At 73.4% G+C, this 13,740-nt stretch carries 12 protein-coding genes; 9 read left to right on the top strand and 3 right to left on the bottom strand.

What is annotated here, in order from left to right; genetic code table 11:
- Positions 1-24 precede the first annotated feature (24 nt).
- Together WA788_RS01220 and WA788_RS01215 are read right to left on the bottom strand one after the other, a co-directional pair.
- On the bottom strand, positions 25-1,581 hold the full coding sequence (locus tag WA788_RS01220) for a threonine/serine ThrE exporter family protein (protein WP_335970630.1): 1,557 nt from the start codon (positions 1,579-1,581) through the stop codon (positions 25-27).
- Between the two features lie 4 nt (positions 1,582-1,585).
- Positions 1,586-2,341: a DedA family protein gene (locus WA788_RS01215; protein WP_335971237.1), complete on the bottom strand. Its 756-nt coding sequence runs from the start codon at positions 2,339-2,341 to the stop codon at positions 1,586-1,588.
- A gap of 243 nt (positions 2,342-2,584) precedes the next feature.
- Here WA788_RS01215 and WA788_RS01210 point away from each other — a divergent pair, with 243 nt between their 5' ends.
- The 9 genes from WA788_RS01210 to WA788_RS01170 all read left to right on the top strand — a co-directional run bounded on the left by WA788_RS01210 (position 2,585) and on the right by WA788_RS01170 (position 12,697).
- Positions 2,585-3,955, top strand: coding sequence for an ABC transporter ATP-binding protein (locus WA788_RS01210; RefSeq protein ID WP_335970628.1), 1,371 nt, complete (start codon positions 2,585-2,587; stop codon positions 3,953-3,955).
- 643 nt (positions 3,956-4,598) lie between these two features.
- Entirely contained in the window at positions 4,599-5,789 is a 1,191-nt protein-coding gene (locus WA788_RS01205) for a tetratricopeptide repeat protein (protein ID WP_335970626.1), read from the top strand.
- The gene (locus tag WA788_RS01200; protein WP_335970624.1) at positions 5,786-8,071 is read left to right on the top strand and encodes a polysaccharide pyruvyl transferase family protein; all 2,286 of its coding nucleotides are present in this window, start codon (positions 5,786-5,788) and stop codon (positions 8,069-8,071) included. The genes WA788_RS01205 and WA788_RS01200 overlap by 4 nt, the downstream gene beginning before the upstream one ends.
- A gap of 149 nt (positions 8,072-8,220) precedes the next feature.
- Positions 8,221-8,676: a MarR family winged helix-turn-helix transcriptional regulator gene (locus WA788_RS01195; protein WP_335970622.1), complete on the top strand. Its 456-nt coding sequence runs from the start codon at positions 8,221-8,223 to the stop codon at positions 8,674-8,676.
- Positions 8,677-8,772: 96 nt separating this feature from the next.
- Positions 8,773-10,176, top strand: coding sequence for a glutamate decarboxylase (locus WA788_RS01190; protein WP_335970620.1), 1,404 nt, complete (start codon positions 8,773-8,775; stop codon positions 10,174-10,176).
- A gap of 109 nt (positions 10,177-10,285) precedes the next feature.
- Complete coding sequence (locus WA788_RS01185; RefSeq protein ID WP_335970618.1) at positions 10,286-10,501, top strand: dodecin; 216 nt, start codon at positions 10,286-10,288, stop codon at positions 10,499-10,501.
- 206 nt (positions 10,502-10,707) lie between these two features.
- Positions 10,708-11,187, top strand: coding sequence for a DUF7144 family membrane protein (locus tag WA788_RS01180; RefSeq protein WP_335970616.1), 480 nt, complete (start codon positions 10,708-10,710; stop codon positions 11,185-11,187).
- Entirely contained in the window at positions 11,184-12,245 is a 1,062-nt protein-coding gene (locus tag WA788_RS01175) for a rod shape-determining protein (protein ID WP_335970615.1), read from the top strand. Before WA788_RS01180 ends, WA788_RS01175 begins: the two co-directional genes overlap by 4 nt.
- A gap of 83 nt (positions 12,246-12,328) precedes the next feature.
- The gene (locus WA788_RS01170; protein ID WP_335970613.1) at positions 12,329-12,697 is read left to right on the top strand and encodes a VOC family protein; all 369 of its coding nucleotides are present in this window, start codon (positions 12,329-12,331) and stop codon (positions 12,695-12,697) included.
- A gap of 7 nt (positions 12,698-12,704) precedes the next feature.
- Here the strand turns inward: WA788_RS01170 and WA788_RS01165 are convergent, their stop codons facing one another.
- On the bottom strand, positions 12,705-13,739 hold the full coding sequence (locus WA788_RS01165; RefSeq protein ID WP_335970611.1) for a DUF2786 domain-containing protein: 1,035 nt from the start codon (positions 13,737-13,739) through the stop codon (positions 12,705-12,707).
- Position 13,740 lies beyond the last annotated feature (1 nt).

The following is a 13,740-nucleotide window of genomic DNA, read 5'->3' as shown; positions in this document are numbered from 1 at the left end:
CTCCCGGGGAACCGCGGCGCCCGCTCAGAACCCGCGGGTGCGCTTGGCCGCGCGGCGGGGCCCGGCCGAGCCCGGCACGCGCAGCGCGAGCCGCGCGATCTCGTTGCCGAGGTTGACCCCGATCGCCAGCGCGAGCGCCAGCGCCGCGGCCTTCGTCAGCTGGCTGAGCGCGGCGGACTGGTGCTGCTGGGTGAGCGCGAGCAGCCCGAAGTAGGTCGCGGACCCGGGCAGCAGCGGCCCGATGGCGGCGGTGACGTAGGGCAGCACCGACACGAAGCGGTAGCGCGCCATCAGCTGCCCGAAGAGCCCGACCAGCCCGGCGGCGGCCGCCGTGCAGACGACCTGGTTGCCGCCCGCCCGCTGGTGGAGCACCCCGAAGACGGTCCAGGCCACGCCGCCGTTGAGCGTCGCGATCACCAGCACCTTGCGCTCGCACTGGAGGAGCACGGCGAACGCCAGCGTGAGCACCATCGCCGCGGGCAGCTGCACCCACGGCCGGTCGTACGCCCGCAGCGCCTGGTCCGGATTGAGCCGCGCCCCGGAGTGCACCCCGACATAGAGGACGAGCGTGACCCCTATGACGATGCCCACGATGAGGTAGACCACTTCGAGCAGGCGGGCGGACGCGGTGATGTAGAAGCCGGTCAGCCCGTCCTGCACGGCCGCGACCAGCGCCCGCCCGGGCAGCAGCGCGAAGAGCCCACCGGTGATCACCGCGGAGGACTGGAGGTTCGTCGCCCCGGGAATCCAGTGCCCGTAGTGCCCGACGAGCACCCCCATCGCGGCGGCGGGCATCGCGGCGACCGCGAACTGGTAGAACTCCGGCAGCCCGCGTGCCGCCAGCAGCCACGCCAGCCGGTCCCCGAGCATCGCCGCGAGCGCGGCCAGCACGAAGATCAGCGGCCCGCCGCCCACCAGCACGCTCGCCGCCCCCGCCAGCAGCCCGGCCGCGCCGGTCAGCACCCACGAGCTGTACGGGTGCCGGTTGCGGCGGATGTCGGCGAGCCTGCGGTACGCCTCCTCCAGCGTCACCTCGTGCGCGGTGATCCCGTCCACCAGGTGGAAGACGGCCGCCAGCCGCGTGTAGTCGGTGCCGCGCCGCCGCACCGTGCGGCTCATGGTGTGCGGCGTCTCGGTCAGCGACGGCTGGTAGGAGATGCCCAGCAGCGTGAACGTCACGGTCGGCTCCACCCGCGCCAGGCCGTACGCGAAGGCCACCCCGAACATCGCCGCCTCGACGTCCTCGGCGCCCTCGCCCCCGGCGAGCAGCAGCTCCCCGATCCGGAGGGTGAGGTCGAGCACGCGCGGCACCGAACCGCCGCCCCCGCCGGCGACCGCGGACCGGTCCCCGGGAGGTGCGGGCCGCTCGGTCGAGGGCAGCCGCAGCATCGCCCGCATCCGGTCCTGCCACGGCCCGCCCTCGGGCGGCAGCACCACGGCGGGGATGCCGTCGGCGGGGGTCAGCGCGGCGCCGAGGTCCACGGCGCCGGCAGCGCCGCTGTCGGTCTGCCCCGGCCCCTGCCGCTCGGGCGCCCCGGACCCCTCCGCCGGTTCCGGTCTGCCGGGCTGCTCCCCGCCCAACGCGTCAGCGCTTCGTCGCGCGGTGCCGGCCACCCCGCACGGCAGCCGCCTCGGTGACCCGCTCGGCGCCCGGCGCGCCCTCGCCGTAGCCGTACCCGGCGCCCTCGGCGCCCGCGGCGGGACCCGGCTGCGGGCCCTGCGCGGCGGTCTTGCGGCGCGAGCGCAGGAACTCGATGCCGACCGGCACCACCGAGACGAGCACGACCAGCACGAGGATCGCCTCGATGTTGTCGCGGACGAACGCGATCTGTCCGAGCCAGTAGCCCAGCAGGGTGACACCGGCGCCCCACAGGGTCCCGCCGATGATGTTGAACGTCGCGAAGCTGCGGTAGTTCATCCGGCTGACGCCGGCCACGATCGGGGTGAAGGTCCGCACGATCGGCACGAAGCAGGCCATCACGATCGCCTTCGGCCCGTGCCGGTCGAAGAAGGCATGCGCCTTCTCGATGTTCTCCATCTTGAACAGCCGGGACTCCGGCCGGGAGAAGATCGAGGGCCCGACCTTGCGGCCGAACCAGTAGCCGGTCTGCTCCCCCGCCACCGCGGCCACCGCGATCAGCGCGGCCACCACGGCCAGCGGCTGGTGCAGCGTGCCGGACGCGACCAGCAGCCCGGTGGTGAACAGCAGGGAGTCACCCGGCAGGAAGAAGCCGATCAGCAGTCCGGACTCGGCGAAGACGACCAGCAGCACGCCCCACAGGCCGTAGGTGTTGATCAGATGGTTCGGGTCGAGCCAGCTCGGTCCGAGCGCGAGGTTCATCACGACTCAAAAGTATCAATCCAGTGTTGGTACAAGCGTTCCGCTGGCTATGAGTAGTGCACTACGGTCTGGCCAGCGTCGACCACGCAACTTCGCAAGTCCGGCATGCCACGCAAGTACCGCACGTCACACAAGCACCGCAGGTCGCACACGCCACATCCCTCGCGCCCCTGTGCCGTCCCTGCCCCGCCTGTGTCGTACCCGCGCACCACCCGCGTCCGAACTACCTGGCGGCTCCCCGTTATGACTCGCGCCATCACCTTGCACGAAGTTTCCAAGTACTACCCGAAGCAGCCGTCGCCGGCCGTGGACCGGTTCTCGCTGGACATCGCACCCGGTGAGTTCCTGGTGCTGCTCGGCCCCTCGGGCTGCGGGAAGTCCACGGTCCTGCGGATGATCGCCGGGCTGGAGGACATCACCACCGGTGAGCTGCTGCTCGACGGCGAGTACTCCAACGACCTGGCGCCCGGCGACCGGAAGATGGCGATGGTCTTCCAGAACTTCGCCCTCTACCCGAGCATGACCAGCCGGCAGAACATCGGGTTCCCGCTGCGGTTCGAGATGCCCGGCGAGGAGCACGGGCCGCGGGTCGACGAGACCGCCCGCATCCTCGGGATCGAGGAGATCCTCGACCGCTACCCCGGGCAGCTGTCCGGCGGGGAGCGGCAGCGCGTCGCCATGGGCCGGGCGATATCCCGGCACCCGTCGGTCTTCCTCATGGACGAGCCGCTGTCGAACCTCGACGCGAAGCTGCGGTCCCACCTGCGCGCCGAGATCGCCCGGCTCACCCGCGGGATGGGCGTCACGACGGTGTACGTCACCCACGACCAGGCCGAGGCGATGTCCCTCGGGGACCGCGTGGCGATCATGCGCAGCGGGGTGCTCCAGCAGATCGGGTCGCCGCGCGACGCGTACCACCTGCCGGAGAACGTGTTCGTGGCGGCGTTCGTCGGCACCCCGCGGATCAATCTGCTCCAGGCGACGGTGATCGCTCCCCTCAGCGGAGGGATGTGGATCGACTTCGGCCGCCAGCGGCTGGGGCTGCCGGAGCCGCTCAGCTACGACCACCAGATGCTGCGGATTCAGCAGGGGCGGCCGATCATCGTCGGGCTGCGGTCGGAGGCCGTACGGATCGCCCAGCCCAGCCAGGCGCACGCGGGCGAGGTCGTGATCAGCGGGATCGTCGAGCATGTGGAGTACCAGGGGCACGAGTCGCTGGTCCACCTCGACACCGGGTCGAGGCCCGCGATCGTGCCCGAGCTGGAGGCGCCGCGGCCCGCGCCGGCCGCGCGGACCGGGGGGCGGCGCGCCGCGGGCGGCTCCGCCGGGGGTGGGCTCGGGAAGCTCGCGCAGAAGGCCGCGCGGCGCCTTCAGGGGTCGCTGCCCGCTGCCCGGGACAACGGTGCGGGTCCGTCCCAGGCCGCCGTGATCGACCGGCCCCCGGCGTCTCCGGAGACGCCGACCGGGGATCTCGTCGTCCGTACCGGGCCCGACATCCAGGTGTGCCGCGGTGACCGCGTGCCGCTCCTCGTCGACCTCGCGCACCTCTACGTCTTCGACGGCGACGGCAACCGCATCTGCCCCGCCCCCGCGCACCAGCCCCGCCTCGAATAGCCCCTCCGAGGGTGCGTATCCCTCCGGGGGTGCGTATCCCTCCGGGGGTGCCCCTCACCGCCCGTCCCTACCCGCGCGTCCGTAGTGGCTGATCGCGCAGTTCCCCGCGCCCCTGGGTGATTGCCCCTTGCGGACACGTGCCTACCCGCGCGTACGTCGTGGCTTCGCGCGCAGTTCCCCGCGCCCCTGTCGGGGTTGCTCGCCGTCGTCGGGTGCGAGGTGGCGTGCGCTGCGGAGCAGCCGCACGTACTCAGGGGCGCGGGGAACTGCGCGACAAGCCACCCACCGGGGCGCGGCCGGGGACGGGGAGCAACCCCAACGGCGACGAGCCGAAGGGGCGCGGGGAACTGCGCGACAAGCCACCCACCGGGGCGCGGCCGGGGACGGGGAGCAACCCCAACGGCGGGGCCCGGGGGCGGGAGAGAGCCCCGCAGGGAGGGGTGGACGTAAGGACGGGTTCATCGGGGGTTTACGGGGGCGCCGTAGCGTTCACGCGGTGACAACAAGCCGGGGCCATTGGTTCACCGCACGCCAGAAGGGCGCGCCGGAACCGCAAGAGGCCCGCAAACCCGCTGCGGCGGCACCGCGGAAACGCACGTGGCCGCAGGTGACCGTGGCGGACTGCCTGAAAGAGTGCGCCCGGGTGTGCGGCACCCTGACCGCGGTCCGCGGCAAGGACGACCACCCGCAGCTGCGGCGCCGCCTCATCGCCCTGCCGTCGGCGGACGAACTCGGCCAGGACACCCCGGTGAGCCCGGCCGTGACGGACGACCTGCTCGACGCCCTCGTGTCAGCGGGCGAAGCAGCACTCTCCGCGGGGGACGCGGGCCGCAACCTCGCCCTGACCGTCGCGTCCACCGTCCTCCCGCTGCGCCCGAACCACCGCGCGGGATGGCGCCTGAGGGCCCGCGCCCTAGAAGCGCAGGGCGACACGGAAGCGGCCCTGGCGGCGTACGACCGCTGCGTGGAGCTGGCCCCGCACGACACGCACGCCCGTACGCGGGCGACGGCACTGCGCACCGCCCTCCCGGAGGAACGCGCCCTGGCCGCGCTGCTTCCGCAGGGCGCCCCCGGCACCGTACGCGCCCTGGAATCGGCCGCGGTGCGCCACATCGAGGAGCGCCTCCCGCACGCCGCGGACGACCCGGGCGCACTCGCCCGGGTGATCGGGCTCTACGCCGACCAGCACCGCCACCGCCTGCGCGCCCCGATCGCGGACCCGACGTACGCCGGCACCGGCTGGCTCGACCTCGGCGGGCTCCGCAACCAGCTCGCCGGCCGCTCGGTCTGCCTGGTCGCCAACTCCGTTACGGTGCGGGACGGTTCGCTGGGCGAGCTGATCGACTCGTACGACGTGGTGGTCCGCTTCACCTCGTACGTGATCGACCCGGCCGCGACCGGCACCCGCACCGACCTCCATGTCACCGGCCACCGCAAGGTGTTCAACTGGGACCGCCCGGTCACCACGCGCCTGGTGCTGGGCGACAGCGCGGCGGCGTGGCGCGCGGACGTCCGCACCCGCCTGGTCCCGGGCGCCCAGCGGTACGCCGGCGAGGAGTCGCTACGAGCGCCGGTACGCGGCATCGGCCGTCTGGACGAGGGGAGTTGGCCGCATGAGCCGACCTGCTCGTTCGAGGCGATGTGGCTGCTGGACTTCCTCGACGTGAACCCGCGGCTGGACCTGATCGGCTTCGACTTCCACCGCACACCCCCCTTCCGCCTGCCCGGCGCGGCGTCGATACCCGTCGCGGACCAGGAGGCGGCCACCAGCCAGAAAGCATGGGTCATGGAACGCGCCCGGAACGTCGCAGGACCGGTGATCTCACTGCGATGAGCGCCACCACCCACCCCGCACCGGCGGCGCCCCCGTCCGCTGCCGCGCTCACCGGAAAGCGGCGGATCGCCTTCGCCGTGTGGGCCGACGCCGACCGGCTGCCCGCCCTGCCGGCGCTGCTGCGCGGCCTCGCCCTGACCAACCAGACCGTGTGCGAGGACTTCCTGGTGCTGCACGACGGCCTGCCCGAGGGCGCCGCGCAGCGCGTCGCCGCCTACCACCCGCGCGCCGAACTACGGTGTGTGGCAACGGAGTCGGCGGCCCGGCTCGCGTCGTGGGCGAAGGCGTCCGGTGGTGCCGTCGAGCCGGGCGCCTTCGGCGTGCTGGAGGCGTTCCGGCTGCGTGATTACGACACGGTGATCGTGCTGGACGCCGAGGGGGTGGTGTGCGGCCCGCTCGGCAGGCTGCTGACGCTGCGCCGAGGCCTGGCGGCGGCACCGTACCGGCCCGGCGGGGACGCGCCCGGCACGCAGGTACTGGTGGTGCAGCGGGAGCACCTGACGGACGCGTTCTGCGCGCGGCTGGACGAGGTGGCGTCGCAGGGTGCGTATCCGCGGGAGCGGGGCGCGGCGGGGGTGTTGGCGCAGGCGCTGGCTCTCGCGGGCGAGGAGTTCGTGCCGCTGGACCCGGAAGGGGTGTTCGCGGCGGCCGAACCCGACCTCCAGGAAGCGAAGTTGGCTGACTCCGCCGACTTCGGAGCCGAACTCGCCGCATTCCAGGCCCGTTTCATGGCTCTGTCCGGCGCCGCGCACCACGACCTGCTGGTGCACTTCGGCGCCCCGCACGCCGCGCGGACCGGAGACGTCGGCTGCGCGCGGCGGGTCGCGGCCGCGTACATCGCCGCGGGCGAGTACCAGGACGCGGTGGACCTGCTCGGCTCGGTGCGCATACCCGTGGACGACGCCTGGCCGCACGAGGTGTACGGCCAGGCGCTGATGAGCGTGTCGCGGGACGAAGAGGCGCGGGCGCACCTGCGGTTGGCGACCGCCTCCCCGAATTGGGCGCCGCCCGCCTTCGCCCGGCTGGCCCAGATCGCCTGGGTGCGCGGGGACGACGACGCGGCACGGGAGTTGGCGCTGGCCGGGCTCGACGCGGACCCGACGCACCGGCCGTGCCGGCAGATGCTGGTGCGGGCCGCCGCGGTCGACGGTCCCGCGGAGCAGGCGGGTGCCACCGCGCCGGCCGCTGAACCGGCGGACCCGCGGGAGCAGTTGGCGCATGTCGCGTTCTACATGCCGCAGCAGGGCAACGCCGGGGACAAGGTGCTGCCCGAGGCCGTACGGCTGGCCTTCGACCCCGATCCCGGGCCGCGCCGCTGGCACTCCGTGCACGCCCACCGGCTCTTCGACGAGGCGGCCCTCGCCCGCGTCAACTCCCGGCGGGGGTTGGTGATCGGCGGGGGCGGGCTGTTCCTGCCCGACACGATGCCCAACGGCAACAGCGCGTGGCAGTGGAACGTCCCCGACGACCTGCTCGACCGTATCGAGGTGCCCATCGCCGTCTACGCGGTCGGGTTCAACCTCTTCGACGGGCAGTCCTACCGGCACGAGCGGTTCCGTACGGCGCTGCGGAAACTGGCGGAGAAGGCGGCGTTCTTCGGGCTGCGCAACCACGGGTCGATCGCGCAGGTGCGGCGCCTGCTGCCGCCCGAGCTCCATGACAAGGTGCGGTTCCAGCCCTGCCCCACCACGGTCACCCGGCACATCGTCCGCGGCTGGCGCGATCCCGAACAGCGCGAGGACACGGTCCTCCTCAACGCGGCGTACGACCGCGCCGGGCTGCGCTTCGGGCACGACTACGGCCACTTCCTCGCCGAACTCGCCTCCGCCGTCCGCGCGTTGGGCTCCTACGCGGAGGTGCGGTGCGTCGCGCACACCGTGGAGGACGAGCGGATCGCCTACGACCTGCGGCGCGAGCACGGTGTGGCGCTCCCCGTCGTGCCCATGTACGACTTCGACAACGACGAGATCCGGGCGGCCTACGCCCGGACGAAGCTCGTCATCGGCATGCGCGGCCACGCCGGCATGGTCCCCTTCGGCTGCGGCACCCCCATCATCAGCCTCATCTCCCACCCCAAGATGGCGTACTTCCTCGCCGACATCGAACGCCCCGAGTGGGGTGTCTCCGTCCACGACCGCGACCTCTCCACCCGCCTCACCGCCCGCGCGGCCGCCCTCCTCACCCACCACGAAGCGGCCGTCGCCGACGTCCACGACCGCCAGGCGCGCCTCTGGCGCACCACCCAGCAGAACGCCGCCCTCCTCCACTCCCTCGGCTTCTGACGGTGTCAGGTCCTGCCCCTTGTGGAGCGTTCCTCCCTGCCGGTTCGCCGGGGGCGCGGGGAACTGCGCGCCAAGCCACGACGCACCCGCGGATGGCGAGGGACCGCAAGGGGCGGGATCTGCGGGGGTGGGGGAATTAAGGTGGGTGGATGAGGGAAGGCAGTGCGGGGGAGCGGATCGCGGAGGACTTCGGGGACATCGTCCGCCGGGAATCGCGTGCCGTGGTGTACGGGGAGCTGACCGCGGGGCTGGGCCCGGCGCTGGACGAGGCGACGTATCCCGTGTTGAGCGGCCTCGCCCGGGGCGGCCCGAAGAGCGCCGCGCGGCTGGGCCACGACATCGGGCTGGACCGCTCGGTGGTGAGCCGGCACGCGGACCGTTTGCAGGCAGCGGGCCTGCTCCGCAGGGAGCCGGACCCCTGTGACCGCCGCGCGAACCTGCTGGTGCTGACGGACGAGGGCACCCGGGTGGTGACGCGGATGCGCGCCCGCTTGGCGGAGCGCTTCGACGCCTACCTGGCCCACTGGCCGCCGGCCGAGGCGGAGGCGTTCGCCCGCGCCCTGCACCGCTTCACGCAGGAAGCGCTGCTCGCGCGGGAGCCCTGAGGACCGGCCGTACCCCCTGCGCGGGCGGCCGGGTCGTCGTAACGTCGGGCACGTACGGTCACGCTCACGGCTCCGCTGTTGGGAAGGTTCCCCGCCATGTCGTTGCACAAGGGCTCGGGCTCGTCGCACGAGGTCTCCGTCAATCCGTTCTACCTGGGCGACGCCGACCCGGTCGGCGCGATGCAGACCGCCCCGCCCAAGCACCGTCTGGCGGACGGCCCGATGACCCCGGCGGCTGCCTACCAGCTGGTGCACGACGAGCTGATGCTCGACGGCAACTCCCGGCTGAACCTCGCCACGTTCGTGACGACGTGGATGGAGCCGCAGGCGAACGTGCTCATGGCGGAGTGCGTCGACAAGAACATGATCGACAAGGACGAGTACCCGCGCACCGCCGAGCTGGAACGGCGCTGCGTGTCGATGCTCGCCGACCTGTGGAACGCGCCCGACCCGAACGCGGCCGTCGGCTGCTCGACCACCGGCTCCTCCGAAGCCTGCATGCTGGCCGGGATGGCGCTCAAGCGCCGCTGGTCCAAGCGCACCCCGGGCTACCCGGCCACCGCCCGCCCGAACCTGGTGATGGGCGCCAACGTGCAGGTGTGCTGGGAGAAATTCTGCACGTTCTGGGAGGTGGAGCCCCGGCTCGCCCCGATGACCGGCGACCGCCTGCACCTGGACGCCGAGGCGGCGCTCGCCCTGTGCGACGAGAACACCATCGGCGTGGTGGCGATCCTCGGCTCCACCTTCGACGGCTCCTACGAGCCCGTCGCGGAGATCTGCGCCGCCCTCGACGACTACGAGCAGCGCACCGGCATCCACATCCCCGTGCACGTGGACGGCGCCTCCGGCGGCATGATCGCCCCCTTCCTCGACCCGGACCTGACGTGGGACTTCCGGCTGCCGCGGGTCGCGTCGATCAACACCTCGGGCCACAAGTACGGCCTGGTCTACCCGGGTGTCGGCTGGGCGCTGTGGCGCGACGCGGAGGCGCTGCCGGAGGAACTGGTCTTCCGGGTGAACTACCTCGGCGGCGACATGCCCACCTTCGCGCTGAACTTCTCCCGCCCGGGCGCCCAAGTGGTCGCGCAGTACTACTCGTTCCTGCGGCTGGGCCGCGACGGCTACCGCGCGGTGCAGCAGTCCTGCCGGGACGTCGCCACCAGCACCGCCCGCCGCTTCGAGGCCCTGGACGACTTCCAGCTGATCACCAGGGGCGACCAGCTCCCGGTGTTCGCGGTCACCACCGCGCCGGACGTGACGGCGTACGACGTGTTCGACGTCTCGCGGCGGCTGCGCGAACGCGGCTGGCTGGTCCCGGCGTACACCTACCCGGCGAACCGGCAGGATCTGGCGGTGCTGCGGGTGGTGTGCCGCAACGGCTTCTCCTCGGACCTGGCCGACCTGCTGATGGACGACGTGGCCGCGCTGCTGCCCGAACTGCGGCGCCAGCCGCACCCGTTGAACCGTTCCGAGGCGGTGGCCACCGCGTTCCACCACTGAGACCGAGCGCGCCGGGCCCCCCGCGTTCCCCGCGCCCGCCCCAAGTCCCCCTGGCTCACCCGGAGTTCCCCGAGTTCCCCGAGTTCCCCCACACGAAAGGGACATCGCCATGAGCGACCACACCTACCGCGTCACCGAGATCGTCGGCACCTCCCCCGAGGGCGTGGACGCCGCCGTCCGCAACGGCATCCGCCGCGCCTCGCGCACCCTGCGCGAACTGGACTGGTTCGAGATCACCCAGGTGCGCGGGCACATCGTCGACGGCGAGATCGAGCACTACCAGGTCGGCCTGAAGGTCGGCTTCCGCCTAGAGGACGCCGAGTAGCCCGCCCGGCGCCCGTCCCGCACGGCCCCGCCCACGCCGCCCCCGTACCGCGCCTCCGCGCCGTACGGGGGCGGTGCGCGTACCACGCCCGGCCCCCGCCCACCTACGCACGCGGCCGCGCCCCCGCGCGGACCGACCCGTACGGCGGCAGCCCGTTCGGCGCATCATCACTGGCCCGGCCCGCAGGACGGGCCAATCCTCGTGTCATGAGCCACTCTCCTTCAGAAGGACCGTCTTCCGGGTCGATACCCCAGGGCTCCACCGGCCGTGACCCGCGCGAGGACACCCGCAGCGCCTGGGCCACCGGTGGCGCCGTCTTCGCCGGGCTGATGCTGATGATCAACGGCGTGCTCGCCGTCCTCGAAGGAATCGTCGGCATCGCCAAGGACTCCGTCTACGTGCGTACCCGCGGTGACTACGTCTACAAGTTCGACGTGACCGCCTGGGGGGTCATCCACCTCGTCCTGGGCGTGATCGCCCTGCTGGTCGGCTACTTCCTGCTGCGCGGTCTGTCATTCGCCCGCTACATCGGCATCTTCATCGCCGGGCTGAACCTGATCGCGAACTTCATGTTCCTGCCCTACCAGCCGATCTGGGCGATCGTGATGATCGCGATCGACACCTTCGTGATCTGGGCGCTGGCCACCTACCACCCGCGGAACCTGCCGTACGGGAGCGCACTGTGAACCCCAACCCCACCTTCCTCTCCCCCACACTGCCCCAGCTGCGCCGCTGCACCGTCGCGGTGGACATCGGTGCCGCCCGCACCCGGGTCCACCTGCGCGGCAGCGGCGTCGTCGTGGACGAGCCGAGCGTCGCCGCGGTGGACGTCCGCACCGGCGCGCTGATCGCCGTCGGCAAGAACGCCGAGCTGATGGCCGGCCGCACCCCCGCCCACATCCGGGTGGTCCGCCCGGTCTCCGGCGGCGTCGTCGTGGACGTCGAGATGGCCCAGCGGATGCTGCGGCACGTGCTGGGCGACAAGCTCGGCCGGCGCTGGCTGCGGCTGCGGGGCACCGCGGTGATGCGCGCCGCGGTGTGCATGCCCCACAACAGCGCCCCGGTCGCCCGCCGCGCCGCCGTCGAGACGCTGTACGGGCTCGGCGCGCGCCGGGTGGAGCTGGTGGACACGCTGATCGCCGCCGCGGTCGGCTGCGGCCTGCCCGTGGAGCACCCCGAGGCAACGATGATCGTGGTGTGCGGCGCCGGTACGACGCAGGTCGCGGTGCTGTCGCTCGGCGCGATCGTGGCCGCGGAGACCGTGCCGGTCGGCGGCGAGGCGATCGACCGGTCCGTGGTGGACCACCTGCGCAGCAACCACGCGCTGATGCTGCCGAGCCAGGCGGTGCGGCCGCTGCACCAGGTGCTCGGCGCGGCCGCGGCCGGCGGGCCCACCACCACCGAGGTCTACGGCCGGGACATGGCCAGCGGTCTGGCCCGCTCGGTGCTGGTCGAGACCGAGGTGGTGCGCAACGCGATGCGGACCCCGCTCAACGCGGTGCTCGACGGCATAACCTCGGTGCTGCGCCGCTGCGCCCCCGACCTGGTCTCCGACCTGGCCGAGCGCGGCATCATGCTGGCCGGCGGCAGCGCGCAGATGCCCGGGCTTGACCAGATGCTCCGCGAGGCCACGAACATGCCGGTCCACGTCGCCCCCGGCCCCGACACCGTCGCCGTCCGCGGCCTGGGCGCGATGATCGAGGGCAAGGTCCGCCCGATGGTCCTCACCCCCCTGGCCACCTGACTCCGCCGGGCCCTTGCCCGGTTCGGCCCGGGCCCGGCACACTGCGCCGGGCGGACGTGGATCAACGGCGAAGGGTGCGCGGCATGCTGAGGGTCGGTTCCGTGGTGCTGGGCGCCGCCGACGTGGCGCGGGCGCAGGCGTTCTGGACGCGGGCGCTGGGCTATGTGCCCCGGGAGGCGCCCGAGGACGACTGGGTGGTGCTGGTGCCCGCCGACGGAACCGGGCCGCAGGTCGCGCTCCAGCGCAGTGCGACCGAGGTCCAGGACCACCCGCGGGTGCACCTGGACCTCTACGCCGGCGACGCCGCCGACCAGGCGGCCGAGGTCGAACGGCTCCTGGCGCTGGGCGCACGGCGGGTGGAGTGGGACAGCTACCCGGACGACGCGGACTTCGTGGTACTCGCCGACCCCGAGGGAAACCGCTTCTGCGTCATCGACACCGCCCGCGGCTGAACCGCCCTCAACTTCCGCCGAGGCGGGCGTGGTCGGCGGCGGTGCGGCCGTCGCGCCAGCCGTCGGGGTCGCGGCCCTTGAGGCGGGTCGCCGTGGTGCGGGGGAAGAGGCGGCGCGTGGTGTCGCGCACCGCGAGGTCGCGGGCGGCGAGGGCGGGCAGCAGGTCGGGGCCGGCGGTGCGGGCGGCGTCGGCGACCTCGGCACGCGTGGCGGCGGCGAGCCGCTCGCCGATCCGGGCGGCGTAGGAGATCAGGAAGGACTCCCGGAAGTCGCGGGAGCGGGAGGTGCGGCCGCGGTGCAGGGCGCGGTCGGCCTGCACCAGCAGCGAGGTGAAGAGCACCTCGACCGCCTCCAGGTCGGCGCGGTGCCCGACGACGGTGGAGAACCCGAACTCCGCCGACCACACCGACTCGCAGCGGTTCGCGGCCGCCACCGCGTCCAGCAGCAGCGCCTTCGCGCCCTCGTAGGGGCGGTCCACGCCGATCCGGCGGGCGGCCGGGGCGTCCGGACCGGTGCCGTTCGCGGCGGCGAGGGCGGCGGTGTCGATGCTGTGCCGGGCCATGAGCTGCTGGGCCTTCGCCGACAGCGCCTCGGCCTCCTCGGGGAAGCCGGTGGACTCGGCCTTCGCGAGCAGCGCGCGGATACGGGCGAGCGCCTTCCCGGCGGTGCCGGCGGCGGCCCCTTCCCCCGGGTGCGGGGGCGGGGGCGGGGTGAGGGCGGTGATCGGGGGGAGGGTGGCGTACAGGCGCAGCAGCTCGACGACGAGGAGGGCGGCCGAGAAGCGGTCGAGGCGCTGGTCGGCCACGTATGCGGCGAGCGCCTTGCGCCCGGGCCGCGCGGCGAGGGCCTCGGCGAGCCGGTGGTGGTCGGTGCCCAGCTCGCGCCCGGCCATCCGTACCAGGTCCGCGTCCTGCCAGCCGCGTGCCACCGCCTGCCGTACGACGTCGGCGTACGCCTCGGCGGCGGCGCCGGTCCACTGCTCCCCCGCCCCGGCGAGCCGGGAGGCCGCGACCTCCGTGTCCGCCGTATCGAGCCAGTCCATG

It is taken from the genome of Streptomyces sp. CA2R106 (assembly GCF_037034245.1).
Taxonomy (GTDB): Bacteria; Actinomycetota; Actinomycetes; order Streptomycetales; family Streptomycetaceae; genus Actinacidiphila.
This window is presented reverse-complemented; position numbering and strand designations above follow the sequence as displayed.

What these genes read in the sequence shown, in the direction of transcription:
- WA788_RS01215 (WP_335971237.1), bottom strand. Translation starts at nt 2,341, where the DNA reads ATGAACCTCGCGCTCGGACCGAGCTGGCTCGACCCGAACCATCTGATC.
- WA788_RS01210 (WP_335970628.1), top strand. Translation starts at nt 2,585, where the DNA reads ATGACTCGCGCCATCACCTTGCACGAAGTTTCCAAGTACTACCCGAAG.
- WA788_RS01200 (WP_335970624.1), top strand. Translation starts at nt 5,786, where the DNA reads ATGAGCGCCACCACCCACCCCGCACCGGCGGCGCCCCCGTCCGCTGCC.
- WA788_RS01195 (WP_335970622.1), top strand. Translation starts at nt 8,221, where the DNA reads ATGAGGGAAGGCAGTGCGGGGGAGCGGATCGCGGAGGACTTCGGGGAC.
- WA788_RS01190 (WP_335970620.1), top strand. Translation starts at nt 8,773, where the DNA reads ATGTCGTTGCACAAGGGCTCGGGCTCGTCGCACGAGGTCTCCGTCAAT.
- WA788_RS01185 (WP_335970618.1), top strand. Translation starts at nt 10,286, where the DNA reads ATGAGCGACCACACCTACCGCGTCACCGAGATCGTCGGCACCTCCCCC.
- WA788_RS01180 (WP_335970616.1), top strand. Translation starts at nt 10,708, where the DNA reads ATGAGCCACTCTCCTTCAGAAGGACCGTCTTCCGGGTCGATACCCCAG.
- WA788_RS01170 (WP_335970613.1), top strand. Translation starts at nt 12,329, where the DNA reads ATGCTGAGGGTCGGTTCCGTGGTGCTGGGCGCCGCCGACGTGGCGCGG.
- WA788_RS01165 (WP_335970611.1), bottom strand. Translation starts at nt 13,739, where the DNA reads ATGGACTGGCTCGATACGGCGGACACGGAGGTCGCGGCCTCCCGGCTC.